At 37.3% G+C, this 16584-nt stretch carries 17 protein-coding genes; all 17 read right to left on the bottom strand.

The window, feature by feature from the left end:
• Window positions 1–4 precede the first annotated feature (4 nt).
• Window positions 5–361 (bottom strand): hypothetical protein, encoded by a 357-nt coding sequence (locus HGO26_RS17200; RefSeq protein WP_168826733.1) that lies wholly within the window; start codon window positions 359–361, stop codon window positions 5–7.
• A gap of 217 nt (window positions 362–578) precedes the next feature.
• Window positions 579–905, bottom strand: coding sequence for a hypothetical protein (locus HGO26_RS17195; RefSeq protein WP_168826731.1), 327 nt, complete (start codon window positions 903–905; stop codon window positions 579–581).
• Between the two features lie 89 nt (window positions 906–994).
• Window positions 995–1312, bottom strand: coding sequence for a hypothetical protein (locus HGO26_RS17190; RefSeq protein WP_168826729.1), 318 nt, complete (start codon window positions 1310–1312; stop codon window positions 995–997).
• 34 nt (window positions 1313–1346) lie between these two features.
• Window positions 1347–1658: a hypothetical protein gene (locus tag HGO26_RS17185; protein ID WP_168826727.1), complete on the bottom strand. Its 312-nt coding sequence runs from the start codon at window positions 1656–1658 to the stop codon at window positions 1347–1349.
• 15 nt (window positions 1659–1673) lie between these two features.
• Window positions 1674–2003: a hypothetical protein gene (locus HGO26_RS17180; RefSeq protein ID WP_168826725.1), complete on the bottom strand. Its 330-nt coding sequence runs from the start codon at window positions 2001–2003 to the stop codon at window positions 1674–1676.
• Entirely contained in the window at window positions 1996–2226 is a 231-nt protein-coding gene (locus HGO26_RS17175; RefSeq protein ID WP_168826723.1) for a hypothetical protein, read from the bottom strand. Before HGO26_RS17175 ends, HGO26_RS17180 begins: the two co-directional genes overlap by 8 nt.
• Window positions 2227–2384: 158 nt before the next feature.
• A complete protein-coding gene (locus tag HGO26_RS17170; RefSeq protein ID WP_211085946.1) occupies window positions 2385–2708 on the bottom strand; it encodes a hypothetical protein in 324 nt (107 codons plus the stop codon).
• A 26-nt stretch (window positions 2709–2734) separates the two neighbouring features.
• Window positions 2735–3088 carry a hypothetical protein gene (locus tag HGO26_RS17165; protein WP_168826721.1) on the bottom strand — a complete coding sequence of 118 codons (354 nt, stop codon included), beginning with the start codon at window positions 3086–3088 and terminating at the stop codon, window positions 2735–2737.
• 7 nt (window positions 3089–3095) lie between these two features.
• Window positions 3096–3443: a hypothetical protein gene (locus tag HGO26_RS17160; RefSeq protein WP_168826720.1), complete on the bottom strand. Its 348-nt coding sequence runs from the start codon at window positions 3441–3443 to the stop codon at window positions 3096–3098.
• A 78-nt stretch (window positions 3444–3521) separates the two neighbouring features.
• On the bottom strand, window positions 3522–3848 hold the full coding sequence (locus tag HGO26_RS17155; RefSeq protein WP_168826718.1) for a hypothetical protein: 327 nt from the start codon (window positions 3846–3848) through the stop codon (window positions 3522–3524).
• Window positions 3849–4660: 812 nt separating this feature from the next.
• Window positions 4661–5185: a CC0125/CC1285 family lipoprotein gene (locus HGO26_RS17150; protein WP_168826716.1), complete on the bottom strand. Its 525-nt coding sequence runs from the start codon at window positions 5183–5185 to the stop codon at window positions 4661–4663.
• 33 nt (window positions 5186–5218) lie between these two features.
• Entirely contained in the window at window positions 5219–6226 is a 1008-nt protein-coding gene (locus HGO26_RS17145) for a hypothetical protein (RefSeq protein WP_247651578.1), read from the bottom strand.
• Window positions 6227–6236: 10 nt separating this feature from the next.
• On the bottom strand, window positions 6237–9881 hold the full coding sequence (locus HGO26_RS17140; RefSeq protein WP_168826714.1) for a DUF637 domain-containing protein: 3645 nt from the start codon (window positions 9879–9881) through the stop codon (window positions 6237–6239).
• Window positions 9882–9898: 17 nt separating this feature from the next.
• Window positions 9899–12898 carry a hypothetical protein gene (locus tag HGO26_RS17135; RefSeq protein ID WP_168826712.1) on the bottom strand — a complete coding sequence of 1000 codons (3000 nt, stop codon included), beginning with the start codon at window positions 12896–12898 and terminating at the stop codon, window positions 9899–9901.
• 1209 nt (window positions 12899–14107) lie between these two features.
• Window positions 14108–14434 carry a hypothetical protein gene (locus HGO26_RS17130; RefSeq protein WP_168826710.1) on the bottom strand — a complete coding sequence of 109 codons (327 nt, stop codon included), beginning with the start codon at window positions 14432–14434 and terminating at the stop codon, window positions 14108–14110.
• Window positions 14435–14795: 361 nt separating this feature from the next.
• A complete protein-coding gene (locus HGO26_RS17125) occupies window positions 14796–15152 on the bottom strand; it encodes a hypothetical protein (protein WP_168826708.1) in 357 nt (118 codons plus the stop codon).
• A 539-nt stretch (window positions 15153–15691) separates the two neighbouring features.
• The gene (locus HGO26_RS17120) at window positions 15692–16522 is read right to left on the bottom strand and encodes a hypothetical protein (RefSeq protein ID WP_168826706.1); all 831 of its coding nucleotides are present in this window, start codon (window positions 16520–16522) and stop codon (window positions 15692–15694) included.
• Window positions 16523–16584: the final 62 nt, after the last annotated feature.

Here is a 16584-nt window from a genome sequence, read left to right as displayed (position 1 = left end):
AGAGTTAATTCATCAAATTCACTGCAGAATAAGGTTCTACATGGTTATATGTCACAGCTTGAACAGAATACCACGAAGCAGGTTTACATTCGTGTGAATAGGCTTGAATTTTTTTGCCGCTGGCAAAGGCAGCCAATATAGCAGCATAAATCTGCTGATACTGAGGATGATTAATATTAATGTATATTCTATCACCAACTGTGCATCCTCCAGGATTACCAAACGCCCCGAATACCATCAGCCCATTTCCGCGATCGATGTCAATGCGAGTAGGAATAGCAAATGCGGTGAAACCACCGGCCCAAACATTGCTAGCAAATAGGGGTAGAAAACTTAGTAGTAACCTTTTATTAAATTTCATACATACTCAATATTATAACAATGCAACTCAATAAACATGATAAATATCTTATCTCAGTATTCCCTAACAAACTGGTTCCCCACAAATATATGCCATAGCATACGCTAATAGCATTCTCGACCTTATAAAAAACCAACAATATCAACATCTTCCATTTAAATTTAAACCGTAAAGTTAAGCAAATGAAGCTAACAATGTCAGATATAACAACTCAACTCTATAGTAGCAGTGTGCCTATATCTTCACCATCTCCCCATCGACTGCAGTTGCCAGTACCAATAATTGTCACCGGTTTGCCTGAGAGATAAGCTGCTAATAACATACTAAATTGGCTTTTCCCGTAGGTAGCGTTTTCGTCTTTTATCATCCAATACTTATAGTGACCTTGAGTACAAGCTGGCATTTCCCCACGTTCCCCGGATAAAACAACCCAATGTAATCCATCCGTTCTGACATTGATTTGTGTAATAAGACCAGTTTGCCCACCTGCAAACGCCCAAGACACGGAACACATAAATAGCACGATAGACATGATTATTTTCATATAACGCCCTCTTTATCTACATACATTTAAATTACATCGAAAACTATAAAAGTCTGTTTTTGAGCACAACCAAATAATCATTTTATCAGCTAAGGTTCAAATATCGCTAAAGTAGTTGCAAAGCCATTGGCATCTACAGCTGCGTCATAAACAACATTAACAGTAGTATCGGTTTTTTTCGCTGCCAGTAACAATGATAAAAAGCTAGATAATGCAATATCATCTCTCTTCACCGTAAAATGGGACACACCAGATGGCATGGTCTGTAATTTAAAAATCAATGACCCTTTCCATGTATCATGAGTCCAATTACTGCTGTACAAGTTGATCTGAGCAACTTTCGAAGCATACTCAGCTGAATAAACATTGAAACTAAACAACATAAAAAATGTTACTAACAATTTCATAACGGCACCACTTTTCAGAAAATAATTCAACAACCTAGGGTAAGTAAACTCCAACGATTTCTCCCTGAGGATTACTTCCATTAATGCAATCACCAAACTTTACCATCACTTTTCTCTCTGCTAACTGAGCTGATAATAATATGGAAAATATCGCATCATATTTAGGATGGTTAGGGTTTAAATGATATCTAGAACCAGAACAATCATGTGCAACCATATCAACATAAGTAGAACCTTGAACATCATAGATATGCAAATTTTTAGGAACAACAGCAGGTGTAACCCCTGCTGCGGTACAATTAAAACATAAGAAGTAAGCAAGAGTAAGCGTAAAAAATGTGCGCATATTGAACACCTAAATTTATTTAAAAACCATAAATCTATTGACTATTGGACTGCAAGTAGGATTCTGCGAAAGATTGAAATTAAACCTAATAGGTTTATCGGCCATAAATGCGGCAATTAATATTGAAGCAAGTACAGAATAATCCGCAGCAGTAGTGTCGAGCATAAATCTTGTGCCATTATCACATTGACTTAAATTATGGCGATAGTCAGTCATGAAAATCAACGACCCTGACGTGGGGTACAATATCTTAATCTTTGTTTCCGAACTCCACACTTCCTCACCTTTAACAGCATAAGGAATACAAGCTAAGCCTAATAAAAATACTTTTAGAAGATTATTCATTAAATGTTCTCACAATAAAAGCTGACACACCGTAATTAGTCACATTACAGTCATATCCATTTTCTTTATATCCTACGACGACTTTTTCCCCGGCCATTTGTGCGGTAAGAAGTGCAGCATACCTTTCCTTTGTACCGTCATTTTTATTCACATACCTAAGCGTACGCCATGGAGCACCCTCTTGAAAATACATGATTTTTTCAAATTCTAGCTGAATGTTCAAAATTTTTGCAACCTGACAATCTGTTCTTGCAAATACCTCACTTCAAACTCCAACTAAAATGCACATTTGAAATAGAAACAAAATCTTTTTCATTACAACCTCATAAAGCAATTAAATTATACGATTGAAGTTTGACTCTTACACCAATAGAGATTTGATCACTTAGTTAGATCTACCCGAGTCAATATCGGCGTATTAAAGATAGGTTCACAACCATTAACCCAACCAGATAATCGTCCATTCCCATGAAAAGTAGATAGTAATGCTGCATACATTTCATTAAAAAGTGGATGTTCTTTTTTTAAGGCAACGCCATTGTTACTTGCGCATTGCTCAGCATTTGCCACATCACTGGAAAAATAAACCAAAATATGCCCCCCCCAGTCATGAACAACAAGTCTATTGATTGAGTCGGCTGTAAACGAGCTATTAGCCCAACAACAAGGTGAGAAACAAAAAATTAAAAGAAAAGTATATTTCATTATATAAAAATCCATTTTTAACATTATTAATTTTTTAATGTTAAACGAGTGATAAGTCGGAAAACATCTGGATTGCTATCCCAGGGCTCGCAATTTCCAACATCGTTATAGGATATAGTAATACTACGCTCAGATGCTTGAGCGGCGAGCAGCATTGCATACATTCTTGCGCGACGTTCTGGAGTGTATTTATCACCCACAGCAAAAGTAGTTCTATCACTACATTGTGAAACAGCCATACCATTATCACTCAATGCGACTAAAATGGTATCCCGATGGGCATAATTGACAATACTAGTTATCTTGCCTGTTGTATTAACCCATGCAGCACAAGCATGTCCAGCAAACATACACAAACAGAGTACAAATAAATATTTCATAGAACCCTTAACTAAGCACTACATAGCCAATATGACAATAATTATTACCTGAAACCTTTTCTTGATTTGTATAAATAGTAATGTTCTTACCGGCTAGATTAGCAGCTATCAAAACAGAAGAATAAGTTTGATAATTACTATCAGATTGATTTACATAGGCCCATTGATGTTCATTTCCGCAAAGCTTTGGCGAGTCTTCCAGCTCAATTCTAAAATCATAATTATTATGACCTGTTACATGGATTGCTTTAACTTTACCATAAACCATTCCATCCCATGCAATAGTGCTAAAGGGTAAGAGCGTTAAAGAAAACACGAGAAATCTGAACGAATTTAAAAACAAATGACTATTCATAGTCCACTCCGTAAACTAGTCAACATTAAAATACTTAAATCGCTAACCAACTTAATTAAGTTGCATATTAAAATGGTATCAACTCACTTCTTCAAGTCCTGTGATGATACAGATACTTTGAGAGTTATCTACAACATACCTTAGTTTCAATCCTCTTGCCTTAGCAGACATCGCGTAAGCATACATAGACTTATTAAATTCCGTTCCATCCATATTTATTTGTCCACGACCATAAAGGCAATGTTCGGCAAACTGTGGAGATGAAATATAAGCGACACCATTATTCAAGCTTAAAGACCATTCGATTAATGTTTTTGAGGGCCAGTATCTATTAGCTTCTGCGTTTGATAATAACAAACATAATGTTACAATTAAAAATAAAAAACATATTAATCTGGAGTTCATAACCCACACCTTAAAACCATATTGATTAAAATAATGACCGAGAAAAAATGACTAATAATTCATTTCGTCAACATAACATATCCTGGGCGAGGTGAACTAGAGTAAGTAGGGATATTAGAGCAATTCAAAGTGCCATTTTGATCTGAATACATCAGGATAACTTCTTTATCATGCACCATAGAGGTTGTTATAATCGAAAACCATAGGCTACAAGTGATAGTATCGACACCATTACTACCATCAGTACTGCAAATCCGTGTATATTCATTTCGCCAACTCCCTTTCAGGATTACATTTTTGTTGCTATCAATATAGGCGTTAGTTACTTTTCCAGCACACCAAATATTGCTAGCAAATGCAGCCCCAGAGATAAACACAGAACACAGCATGACAAAGACCATAATGTACAATTTATATTTTATATTCATATCACTTTATTGAACCTATATAAACTGGGGCAGGTGTATTTCCATAAGTTGGCAATATTGCACAACTACCTTCACCTGAATAATAAAAAATTGCTTTTTTGTTATTATTTTGAGTCGACTGTAAAGTGGCGACCCAAAGTGAGCAGGTTACAGTATCTATATCCTTCCAAGTTCCTTTGGTATTACAGATTACCGTGAAATCGCCACGTCCAGTGTGGAGCACATTTACAGAACCATTTCCATATACTAAAACTCGATGCACATCCACTTCGCAGTGATAGTCGGCGTAACTGGATGATGTAGTAAAAATAATTAACATAAACCCAAACATGAATATTCTAGTCATAAAGTACTTCCTATACTTTCTCATAATTAATCGCCCAGCTAATAATGATGATTTCCATACACCGCGCTATCAGTAAGACCATATTTATGTTGCATAGTAACAATTAGAAAGTCAGTTCTCCTTACCAAGGGTGATTGACTTATTTTGCTATCACTAACAAACCTACATTCAATTTCAGCTTCTGGAAAATAAAGTGGTACCGTTGAAGTTAGGATGGATTCTCTTCGAAACTGAATTCTTTCACTAACCAATTCAAATGCAGCAAACTGCTGTAAATGCGCCAGCGCAGCACAACGCAACATGGCATAGTCCCTAACTATTTCAAGAGTCATACTTCCAGTCCCAAAATATGAAACTCTGTATCGATTAGCCTCCAGTACTTGCTCTTTATACCCACCACCTATCAACTGATAACATTGATAATCTCGGCTTGCACAAGCGGTCAACAGCGGAATAATGAATAGTAGGCACCACAACCTTATTTTTAGGCTTTTTGCCAGCCGTAATCTCGTGAGATTAGTAGACTCCGATTGCCTAAAATGATACCCCTTAACCATTGCCATGGCATGTAATCCAACTTAGCAAAATTGTATATATTAAGGCCGCTTAGCGAAAATAGCATGAGCGTCAAAATCTTGGGTTTGCATCCGTGCAAGCGTTTTGGTTAACACCTCATCGGCAGCATCTTCAATCCGCTGTATCCCTAACGTTGCAACATAATCACTAAATGATGTGGAGACTTGTTCAAACAAAGCTATGATATCGCCAAAAGCTGGGTGACTGAACTGCGGGTTAGGCAAACCCCTAAGGGATCGCAGTTTCAGCAGCATTAACGCTGTCAAAGGTAAATATGTGTGCGGCCCACCATTGAACTCAAAAAAGCACTTTTTATCCCCGATGACCGCTTGTTCTACCTGATCATCGCAGAGGGTTTGCAGCATAGTGCTGATGAATTCGATATCCTGTGTATCCCAGTTATCTAAAAATGGCGCATAGGGGAAAGGAGACGTTTTTCGCAGTGTCACTTGCACTTCCGTGGCAAAAGGCGGCTCAATAACGCCCAAATAGCGCCCATACAGCAGCACCAAAAAATCGCCGATAAAGCCGTGGGAGCGAATGACCCAGCCCGAACGCCAGGCGGTCGCCAAGGCGTGATACAGTTCGTCAGTCTCAGTCTTCAGTCCAGAAAACAGCATAAGCACAAGCCGAAAAGCACTGGTTGTCATCCATCCGGCATTGGCTATCTCACCTGTTTTCTCAACCGCTGTGTAGTATCGATAGTAGTCGATCGCGGTATTAAAATAGCCGTAAGCAAGCGAGCACATAAGCGGCTTAGGCTCAAGCAAGCCCGATTCAATATAGGTAAGCTGGGCTACATAGCCCCAATGACACTCGGGTACACCAAACTCAGCTCCAAATAATTCCCACTGGCGAAAATCCTCATCAAACTCACGATATTGTTTCACTCTCTCGAAACCATCTGTCATCCCACTGTCGATATAATCGGTCAGTAAATACTGGTCATATTCAAAGACGTTTTTGGCATAATCGCGCATATGTTTACGACTGCGACTGCGCTTATTGAGAAATTTGTCTAACATCATGTGCATCCTCTTACTTGGCTGGCGTCAAGTTTACCGTAACAGTACCAGACGTGCCTACCAGTGGCACCTTGACCGTGGCCAAAAACGGTTTTATTGGGTAGCCAGTTTTTAAAGTTTCTCGTACCATTTCTCGTGCAGCAGGCGTGACGCTTTTACCGGAAATTGTCCCATTGTTTTTGACTTCTTGTAACCATTGTTGACCACGAATAGATAAGTTAAGCGAATTGGGATTAGGGAATTTGTCCCTTATACTGGATTTGGCTTCTACCAACCATACGGTTTTATTCACATGGTCAATCGCCAATAAATCCGGTCCATTATTGGAACCGTTGCGTACAATATCAGTAAATTGCAAGCCAGTAGCATTGTTCATGACATCCAAGGCAATATATTCACCCAAAAAACCATCGTTTTTTCCATTTGGCGTCCAATGACCAATCTCCATCGAAGTGATGAACTCTTTATTGGTTACATCCTTTAGGTCCAGCTTATTATGCGTTGCATCATATACATCAATCCGGTTATTGGTGGTTGTTGAACCACCGGAATGATGAACTTGCGAGGTAATTTTAGAGACAGTATCAGCAGTCAATACATCATTACGTTTAAGCCAATCGAGCATTTCCTCCATAGACTTAAAGCCAGGTATAACCTTTCCAATGATTGCCCCACCAGCTTGGTCCAGCAGCCATTCCTGCAGCAGCTTTTGCCCATTTTCCGGATTATTTTGCAGTTCCGTATAAATATCATGCAATTCATTTGCTGTTAGAGCTAAATCAATTGCTTTTAGCAACATCAGGGCAATGGGAATCAGGAAAAATGCATTATTTTGTGCCGCGTTTTCTGCTGACAATGCAGCTAAATTAACGTCACCACCAGCCACTAACGCTGACAGACCGCCGGATAATTTAGCAAGATCGACGCCTGCAGCACTAAACTCAGCTACACGGGCATTGAAGTAATTCTGTGCTGAATCAGACAGGAATACAGCTTCAATCTGAGCGTTTGATAAACCAGCCGCTTTAAATCCTTCAACAAGTTGGGTCTGTTCTTTGCCGAACTGCTCCAATTTTTGGGCTTTGTAAATATCTGCCGTAGCTTCACCAGCAACTGCACCACCAGCACCCGTAATACAGCTTTCTTGTGCATTACCATTGGTTGTTCCTGCTGAACTTGAGGCTAAACCAAGCACACATCCACTACCTGCGTGAGCGAGATAACGCATAACATTATTGATATCTCCAGCTCTGTATGCCTTACCTATCGATGATGCCATGTACTCGCCAAGCGTATTAATGCCTGTAGATTTTAAGCTGGCAGTGAAACTATCACCAAAATCTTCGAGGCTTCTACCTTGAATCACGGTAGAAAGACCCGCTGTGACTGTGGCTCTGACTACAGCTTGAGTTGCTTGGTTGCCAAGAGAGACAAGTGTATCCTTACTTAGCAACGCCGCATCTGGATTCACTTTACCAAAGAAATCAACACCTACATCGTTAATCAGATCGTTAACAACACCTGCGGTAACCATAGATGTAGCAAGTGAGCGGAGGCTATCTTCCGCTACTAGGTGTTTAATTGCACCGTCAATTCCCTTTCCGCTTGCCAGTGCCGTTGCAGCCTGCGTTGCTAATGCAACAGCCCCAGCTTGAAGGCTCACAGCCGGAATACCTATGCTAGTTAACGCAGACCCAATAGTACCTGTACCTATAGCTCCTGCGCCGGTACCCGTAAGACCAAATGCGGCTGGCCCCATAGCAACAGCAACCGCTATTGCTATAATAGCCATAGCGGCAGGACTTAAGTTGCTGGTCTTTTTATGAATTCGTAGCTCTTCTAGCTTTTGATAAATAAGCTCAATATTTTCGGCATAGTCAGGGTCGTTATAGAGATCATTCATCCATGCGAGATCGTCTGTTGCGGCCATTTGGGCAAGCACATCTTGAAGAGTTTGACCTTCTTTTTGGGCAATATCTAGAGTAACACCATGAGTAGCTTGGATTTTTATGCCACCAACGATTGCATTATAAACAGCTGTATCTGTTTGATTTTGTATCGTTTCTGTTTTTATTTTCCAAGTTGTTTTTTTAATCCAGTTGTAGAAATAGCTATCCTGTTCTTTTGCAAGTAATAAATTGACTTTACCGTTTCTAGCGTTTAGTTGAGTTCCATCTACCGTCTTTATTTCTGTAGCTTTTAGTGTTACATCTCCCAAGTCGGACGATATGAGAACATCGCGCCCAGCTTCTAAAGCGGTACGAATTGCAATTGTCTGAAATTGTTGCTCCTGCAGAGTAACCTTACGTACTTTACCTGAACGTGATGACTCAAACTGGTTAAACTCATTACCAATATAAACACCTTGCTCTGCAAGTATGCGAAGATATCCTGAATCAGAAATCAACTTTGAAGCTGTAATTTCAATTGCACCTGAAGCCAACAACATTATGTTATCTTTTGCACTTAGACGGCTGCCGATGTGCTCAATAATATTTTGTGTCTCGTGGTAACCTCCAACGGGTTCACTACGATTATAAGTAGTGAATTGCGTAGTTAGCTGAATGTTCCCGTTAGCGGCCAATACAATATTGTTTCCGGAGATGGTTCCTCCAGCAACAACTAGATCGCCATGGGATCGAATTGAAATGTTGCCATTAACAGCATCAACACTGGCAATTTGTCCTAAACGTGTTCCTTGTTCGTATTTGGTGGCATATCTATGCACCATTGTTTTTTGCTGATACTGATTAGCAATAATGTTGACATTGTCTTTAGCTGAAAAACGGCCAGATAAGTTTTGTAAAGTACCGCCAACAAGTAAGTTTAAATCGCCCTTTGCAACAACACTTGCGCCTTCATTAACGGTAAAGTTACCCGCTGTACTGATAAAAGTCCCTCTACGAGTATAAATTGTGCCAGCATTAACAGTAATAGTATTAAACTTGGCCTCAGCCCCCGAGAATTCGACTCTATGGCTATTCACTAACAACTCTGTAACAGTAGCATCAGTAAGATGAACGACAGGCACAAGGACAGCTTCATTATTTACCAGTCGAGTTTCAGGCCAAATAAAATTATGTCCAAATGAATTAACTTGAGCGCGGGTAATTTTATCGCCAAACTTAGCGGAAGAAGTAGCGCTGAATTGATAAGCCTGATTATAGAGATCATTTATCTGTTCAACTTCAGTCGAATAAGAGTCATTAAGTAAATTCCTATTCAGTAAGTTAAATATTTGAGATCTTACGAAACGAGCCTGAACATATTGATCTCCAATACGTTTCCCTAATGGGTAGTTAGGGATAATAATAGTTATACCATTATTGATAATCGGGATCATCTGAGGAGAATGCAGTGCACTTTTCCTGAAAGCTAACAGTTTCTGATGAAACAACTCTATTGTTTGTGTATTTGTACCGATAGCATCTTCTATATAAAATGCCTTTTCAAACTGTCTATTACTATTATAGACACGCTCAAACTGTGAATTTGAGTTAACATCAGATTCAATAAATGAATCAGATATTAACTCCACAGCTTGTACCGTTGCAGGCAAACAGATTTGCAACAACATTAAGCATGACATTAGATAAGCTGTAAACCTTTGCCAAATAGGTTTTACGTAGGTAACTTTTCCTTTAGTTTTGATACTCATCATGTAATCCTACAATTCTAATATGGCAAATAATTCATTAATTCAGCAACGGAAATACGCTTAGTTAAATCATGGGATTCAGAGAAACTCCTAGTCCCTGCATATGGAGCACTTATAGTATAGTGATCAGTTTGTCTATAATTAACAATCACATCATTGCCATTCAATGAGAATGAAATGTAGCTGATAACATTTGAAGTTGTTCCAGTTACTTTAGCTTTTTTATCATGAACTTGTCTAAAATATGAACTCCATAAACTCGCGTCAACAGTAAGGGTAGATACATAAGCTTTAGCTGCATCATCGTACTGTTTTTCCGTATAATTTTTAGGAACCACTGTATTTAATGAACATACATTAATTTCTGGAGCTCCTGGTAAAAACTTCATTAATAATTTTATTGGTATTCTATTATTAAATTTCTCTGCAGTAATATGCGTATAAGCAGCCCCGTAAGTGCTACCATGAAATGTATTCGTTTGTGTATAACCAATGACTACATAACAACCATCAATTGAATAAGAAGAATAGGTAAGTAAGCTAGTAACACCTTGAAATCCCTGCTTCACAGAAGCGGGCCAAGTAACGGGTTTACTCGGCAAAGATGAGACATATATTTTACTTGCCGCCTCAAATTGCGCTGGCGTATAGCCAGTTTTTCCCAACTCACGGTCTTTTGCTTCCTCACTCAATAACCAACTAATACTTACCTGAAAACTGTAATTATCGCACTTACTATACTCACGATTGAGTCCCCAACCTTTAAATGTCACCATTTTACATTGAGTACGCACACCTGTAAGCATATCGCCTTGTACCTCTGATTTATTTACAGTTCCATAGTCATAATCATTATTTTTGTAAAAAAATGGTGCTAAGTATTGGTTAATAACATCGATTTCTTTAGCTTGTCTAATATTGATGTTTGCGATATCTAAATCAGATTGAGATGCTATACTTTCATCTACTCCATAAATACTACCACTAACCGAAAATAAAGTTTCAGCCTCTGCAAGCGTCGTTACATGTTCACCATCGCAAGTTCGAAACATTAAACAATTTCGAATATCATGCAAAGCAGTAAAATCGTAGTTTTCAGACACTTCTAGTCCAATCGTTTTAATTTCTGTTTGATGAAAATGTGCATCAGAAAACACTTCAAAATAAGACAACTCGTTTATAAACTCTTCGTCTATAGAATCAGTATCTTTGCCATCACTGAATCTAAATTCACCGAAAGAATAAAATCGTGCAGGAGGGGAGTAAGCTATAACTTTCGTTGTAGTGCCGATCCTTGCAGAGTCATACTGCCTGCTCTTATCTGAGCTCATAACAGCCTGATTATAAACGTAACTTTCCATCTGCATTCGATAACGCTCATTACTAAATTTAGGGGAATTTATAACCAGAGTACCAGACTGATTTAAGCCTATTATTGCAGATGAGTTAAGAACATAATTTGATGCTTTAATCTCAAGCTTATGCTCTGCTCGAACAGAAACCTGATTAGCTAGTTGATTATTAATTGAAATCCCAGCACTCCAATCATCTGATGATGATTTTACAATTGAATATGGGTTAATATTTTCAAACGCTTTAGCTTGAATCGATATATTATTTCCTGATATGTGAGCAGATAAATTACTTGATATGGTACCAGTTTCTGAGACATCATAAAAAATCCCATGCTTAAGAGAAGTTAAATCTGAAGATATAGGCAACCAAGTTGTAGCTATTGTGTAAGGCACTTTATCGCTTCTAGAGCCATTTGTAACATTGCCAGCATTAGCCTTAAGTACTATTTGACTTGCTTTAATATCACCACCATAACTATTATGAATACCATGTTCAGCTTCAACATTGATTATTTTTGACGAAAGCCTTCCACTATTGATCAAATTTCGAGCAGCAATTTCAATCAATTCAGACTGGATATAGCCCGTAACATACGTGTCATAGCCTGATATTAAAGATACATCTTTTGCGACAATTGAGTTACCAACATCTAGTCGATTAATTGACTTTATAACAATCTTATTATCTGTTGATAACTTCCCCCACATTACAATATTATTCTTTTTATAGCTGAATGCTTCATTCCCTGCACCTTGAATAAATATACCTTCTATAGGCGCATAGAACTGACCATTTAATGTACTAGTCGAGAGTATGTCAGAAATAGTACTGATATCCGCAGTAGATGTGATTTTAATATTCTGAGGGGTAAGAATGGCTACTGACGCTGCGCGAATTCTACTACTTAAAATAAATTCATCACTAACAACTTCAGCAGAATCCACTCTCAAGTTTTCGTAATTAATGACCATTTTTCCAGGGTAAAAACTTACTCCCCCCGAACCTACAATTTTACTTCCTTGCGGATGAATTACATATCCGCCTTCAGAATGAATATCAGCCCTTAAATTAAGATCGATATCTCCAGACAAGAGCACTTTATCAGCAATAAACTCTAAAGATTGGACACCTGGAGATTTAATATTTGACAACTGCATACGCCCAGCATTCAAGGTCGTTAACTTACCTACAACACCAGAAGCATGAATTGCTTGCTTAGTGCCAATCGATGCTAATGCAAAAGTTACTCGCCCAACATTATTAAATGAGCATTCTTTACAGGCTGATGCTGAAGACGATATAAATAAAATATTTGCTGGAGCACCAATTATTTCTACTTCATTTGAGATTGAGATATTCGATGATTTAATGATAATTGTATTAGCGGGTGTTATAGAGTGGTTGACGCTATCTGAACCATTAAAAATCACTAATTTTTTAGATAATACTGAGAAGTTTGAAAATTCATTATATGAAATTCCCTTTACAGGCTTGTCTATAATTAATGTATCAAAACTCGAATCATCTTGCTGTACAAAATTAGTTTCAGAATTACCAGCAAGCACGGATACCGAACCAAATGCAGGCGCCATCAAACTGAGATAAAAAGTTAATAATAAGAGAAAAAAGCCCTTCAATATTGTAAATTTAGTTCTTTTCATAACATCCCATTTCATTAGACTTTGATTGAGCCTAGCCTACTACCTAGAAGTAACGAACTAATGCCACCAAAAAATTGGCGAGACTTTAACACAAAAAACCAAAATGTATCAACCATGTTTCAACTTAAATAATACTTTTTTACTGCGAGCCGTAAATACCGCATGCCACACCAATTACTAAACAAAATCAGCTATTGAATATTATTCAAGCAAATGCGTATGAATTATTAATTAGTATAATTTAATACATGAATACCTAAAACATGAGGCGTCGATTAATACAATAAGCAGCAATAGATAATAGAAAGAAGAAAATAATCACCGGTGCAATTATTTACCTAACAAAAACGATAAATAAAATTTATACAAATATTATTTATCATGCACATTCACTAGTAGCCTAAACGTTATAAAACTAAGAAAGTTATCCGCTTTTGAGTTTTTTACCTGATTTTTAGTCGAATTGCAGTGAACTATTCACTTTAGATTTTTTACATAATTGAGCATTTCTAACAGCTCACAGAAACCGATACTAAATTGGCAAATTCAAGCATCACATTACAATTAAACAGAATATAACAGAACCTTAATCAAATGAGGAATACTGACTTTTAGGATAGACCAGCAGACAATAGGCCACAAGCACAACACCGAACAAGGAGATTCAGTTCAAAGACTCTACAATTGAAACTGTATTAATATTTATGCGGACAGTTCGTCCCCTTGCGAGTACTGAAAAGCTTCATCAGCTCAGTAGTTGGCTTATGAGGGAAGCTGATTGCTCTAGAAAAAAGGCTATCATAACGAAGTCATAGGACTTGACATGTCTATTCGCCTGATAGCCAGTTAACACATGAAGCAACGTAGAATAATGCTTATCCCAAATGAGTTGATTAGCAAGAGCCTAGGAGTGATGTATAAAGCGAAGAGAACTGTGGACATTTTTCATTCAAAAAATTTACAATTATTCCCGTAACGACTCTTATTACATGCTAAAAATTAGCTTCTCACTCCAGTCATCTGACGATTAAATAAGCATTTAAAATAGAAGTTCTCTATTATTTAAAATATAGCTAACAGGTAAGAAATAAAATTAGTGCTTTATCGCATATAATAATGGCAACAGAACGATTTCGATTCATATTCTCTATAGCCCTTTATTCTATTGGATTTTTTTAAGTTAATAGTCTTTATAACTTAAGCAAGATTTTATTTGCTACTAGTTATGTGTCTTATTCTTGAAAGACCTTGGACGCAACCATCCAAATGTAAAGAAAGTGACTGAGACGTAATATGAGAGGAAAGAATCAGTGAATATATTTCACCAAAATATGGATGTTTATCATCTAAAATATAATAATCTGATCGCCCACACTCACCTAAATCTGACATCCCCTCTTGTTTTATAAGGACTCCGGTATGCCCCTCATACCATGTTATTATTGTGATCTTGCCAGTGCTGCCTCCAGATGCTGCATTTACAAAACCACAAACTGACATAATTAGAAAAAAAACGATATACATAGTAATTTTCATTCAGGTACTTCCTTGTAAGGATAAAAAATAAAACGGTTGCCTGACAGTGTACAACATGAATTGGTCAGTTTGATAGATGCTATATGATACAGTGCGCATTACTGATTCGAAAAAAGATCTGTACTTTAATGATAATTACAGTGCATTTTAGCGCTAAATCGACGTGTTTAGCGCATTCTCTTAATGAGCTCGTGCAAAACTCAGACTGAACTCTGAACAAAATATCGCTTAGCAGTTTTAAATCTCTAGGGTTCCAAAATAGCCATGAGTGAGGTCTTACACTTCTTAATAGGTGACAAACTTCAATATGCAACTACACGCCGATACCATCTTTATATCCTGTTCAAAGCGGTGAAAATTTTTAGTACAAAAAATATCTAACATTTGTGTGTTTCCAAGCCTCCCAAGTGCTGCAAGTCGCAGGAACATCATCCCCATCAAACCACACACTCCCCATGTCAGCTTGAGTCGCCTTAGCATGCATAAGCATAGATAGCATTGACTTACATGTTTCAGCACTTGTTATATAAGGAGTACCAGATACACTCCATTCTGAGTTAGGATTACATATAAATACGGCGTTATTCATGCTGCTTAACTTCAGCATTATACCATCTGGTGCATGAAGACCAACCTTCTCAACAGTACCCCCACACTGAATTGTTGCCGCATGAGAATAAGTGGTTAAAATAAATAAAGCTAAAATGATTTTTCTCATTAATTTTCCTATTTATAAAATGAATGCCCAATGTCTCTATGTACGTTAGCTCATCCATATTTTATTGCTATCTTGATATGTAATAGCTGAACAATTTGGCCACTGCAATCGCAACACTTAGTATTCTGAGCTCTTGCTTCATTTTTTGCATTTTAATATGTATTAAAGTGCAATTTTCGCGTGTTTTAGCGCTTAATCGACGTGTTTTGTGCATTATCGTAACTGATTCATGCAAAATCAGTTTATGCATCATAATGTGCATAAATAGTCACATATCTATCAGTCTTTAATATTGCACTCTTAATCAGAAGAGAAAAAGCAATAGCATGACGGAGTAGTAAGCGACTCACTTTGGGACAGAAGCAAGATAGCTCCAAAACTCTAACTAATAAGACTTTTATTAGGAAAAGTTTTGCAATCGCATGATCGAAAATACTCGCATAAAACGAGCAGAATATAGGAGTTGTCTTGTGTTAAATTTGGAGCTAAGCGGAAATACAAGGCAACTGGAGTATTTAGCGTAGTTTTTAATGCTTCTGTTATGCACTATCACGTGTAAAAACTTCCAACCATTGATCAAATCTAATGTCAAAACTAGCTATACCGTTAATGCTTATACCATCAGTTCTACTAGGCAAAGCAAATGATGCTAGATGCTCAAAGTATTCCGACACAACATAAAAACTACTTCCAATGCTTGAAGGTATATGATTTAGCTCGTCAATATTAGGGAATAAGCCCCTATACTTATTCGAAAAAACCACAGTGCTGGAGAAAGTCAAATCAAGTTTAAATAAAAGAAAAAGATAGTTACTTAACCATCTTGCAACCTCGGTCTCTGAAAGAGATTTATCATCCACACAAATCATTTTTCCGATCTCATTATACTTATCAATTAGTTCATTGAATTCATCTAGTTGAAAATCTAACCACGATCTATCGCAATCTAGTTCTTTTGAGTCGAACAATACGCAAACTGGACTATTTTTGGGAAAGAGGGTTTTATACAAGTGTGGTCTGTTAATGATTTTCACATCATGTGCTGACTGAAACATATCCAATAAATTCATCATTTCTTTTTTATGATCTATGTAATTTTTAAATGTATTTTGTGAAATCGTCTCACTTATTTGAATTCTAGTTTGATTGCTTCTGAAAATGGTAGCCCTAAACGCTGCGAGCCCCATTCCTCCAGCTACCATACTAAGCGGAAGAGAGAATATGTCCATTGTTTTACTGTAACAACTTAGATCAAAACACAAAACTAGATCATTATTTATTATCAAAAATAGATACAGTAAAAATCCAATTAACAAGCCTCCCCATAAACTTAATATAAAGATGAGATCGCTACTTAATTTATTATTCATACTTCCTTAGGCAAGTTGCATACAGTATGGGGCTGGAGGCTAGACACCTCCAGCTATTTGAT

This window comes from Shewanella oncorhynchi, from assembly GCF_012584455.1.
GTDB classification, from domain to species: Bacteria; Pseudomonadota; Gammaproteobacteria; order Enterobacterales; family Shewanellaceae; genus Shewanella; species Shewanella oncorhynchi.
The sequence above is the reverse complement of the archived record's forward strand: the minus strand, read 5'-3'. Positions and strand labels throughout refer to the sequence as shown.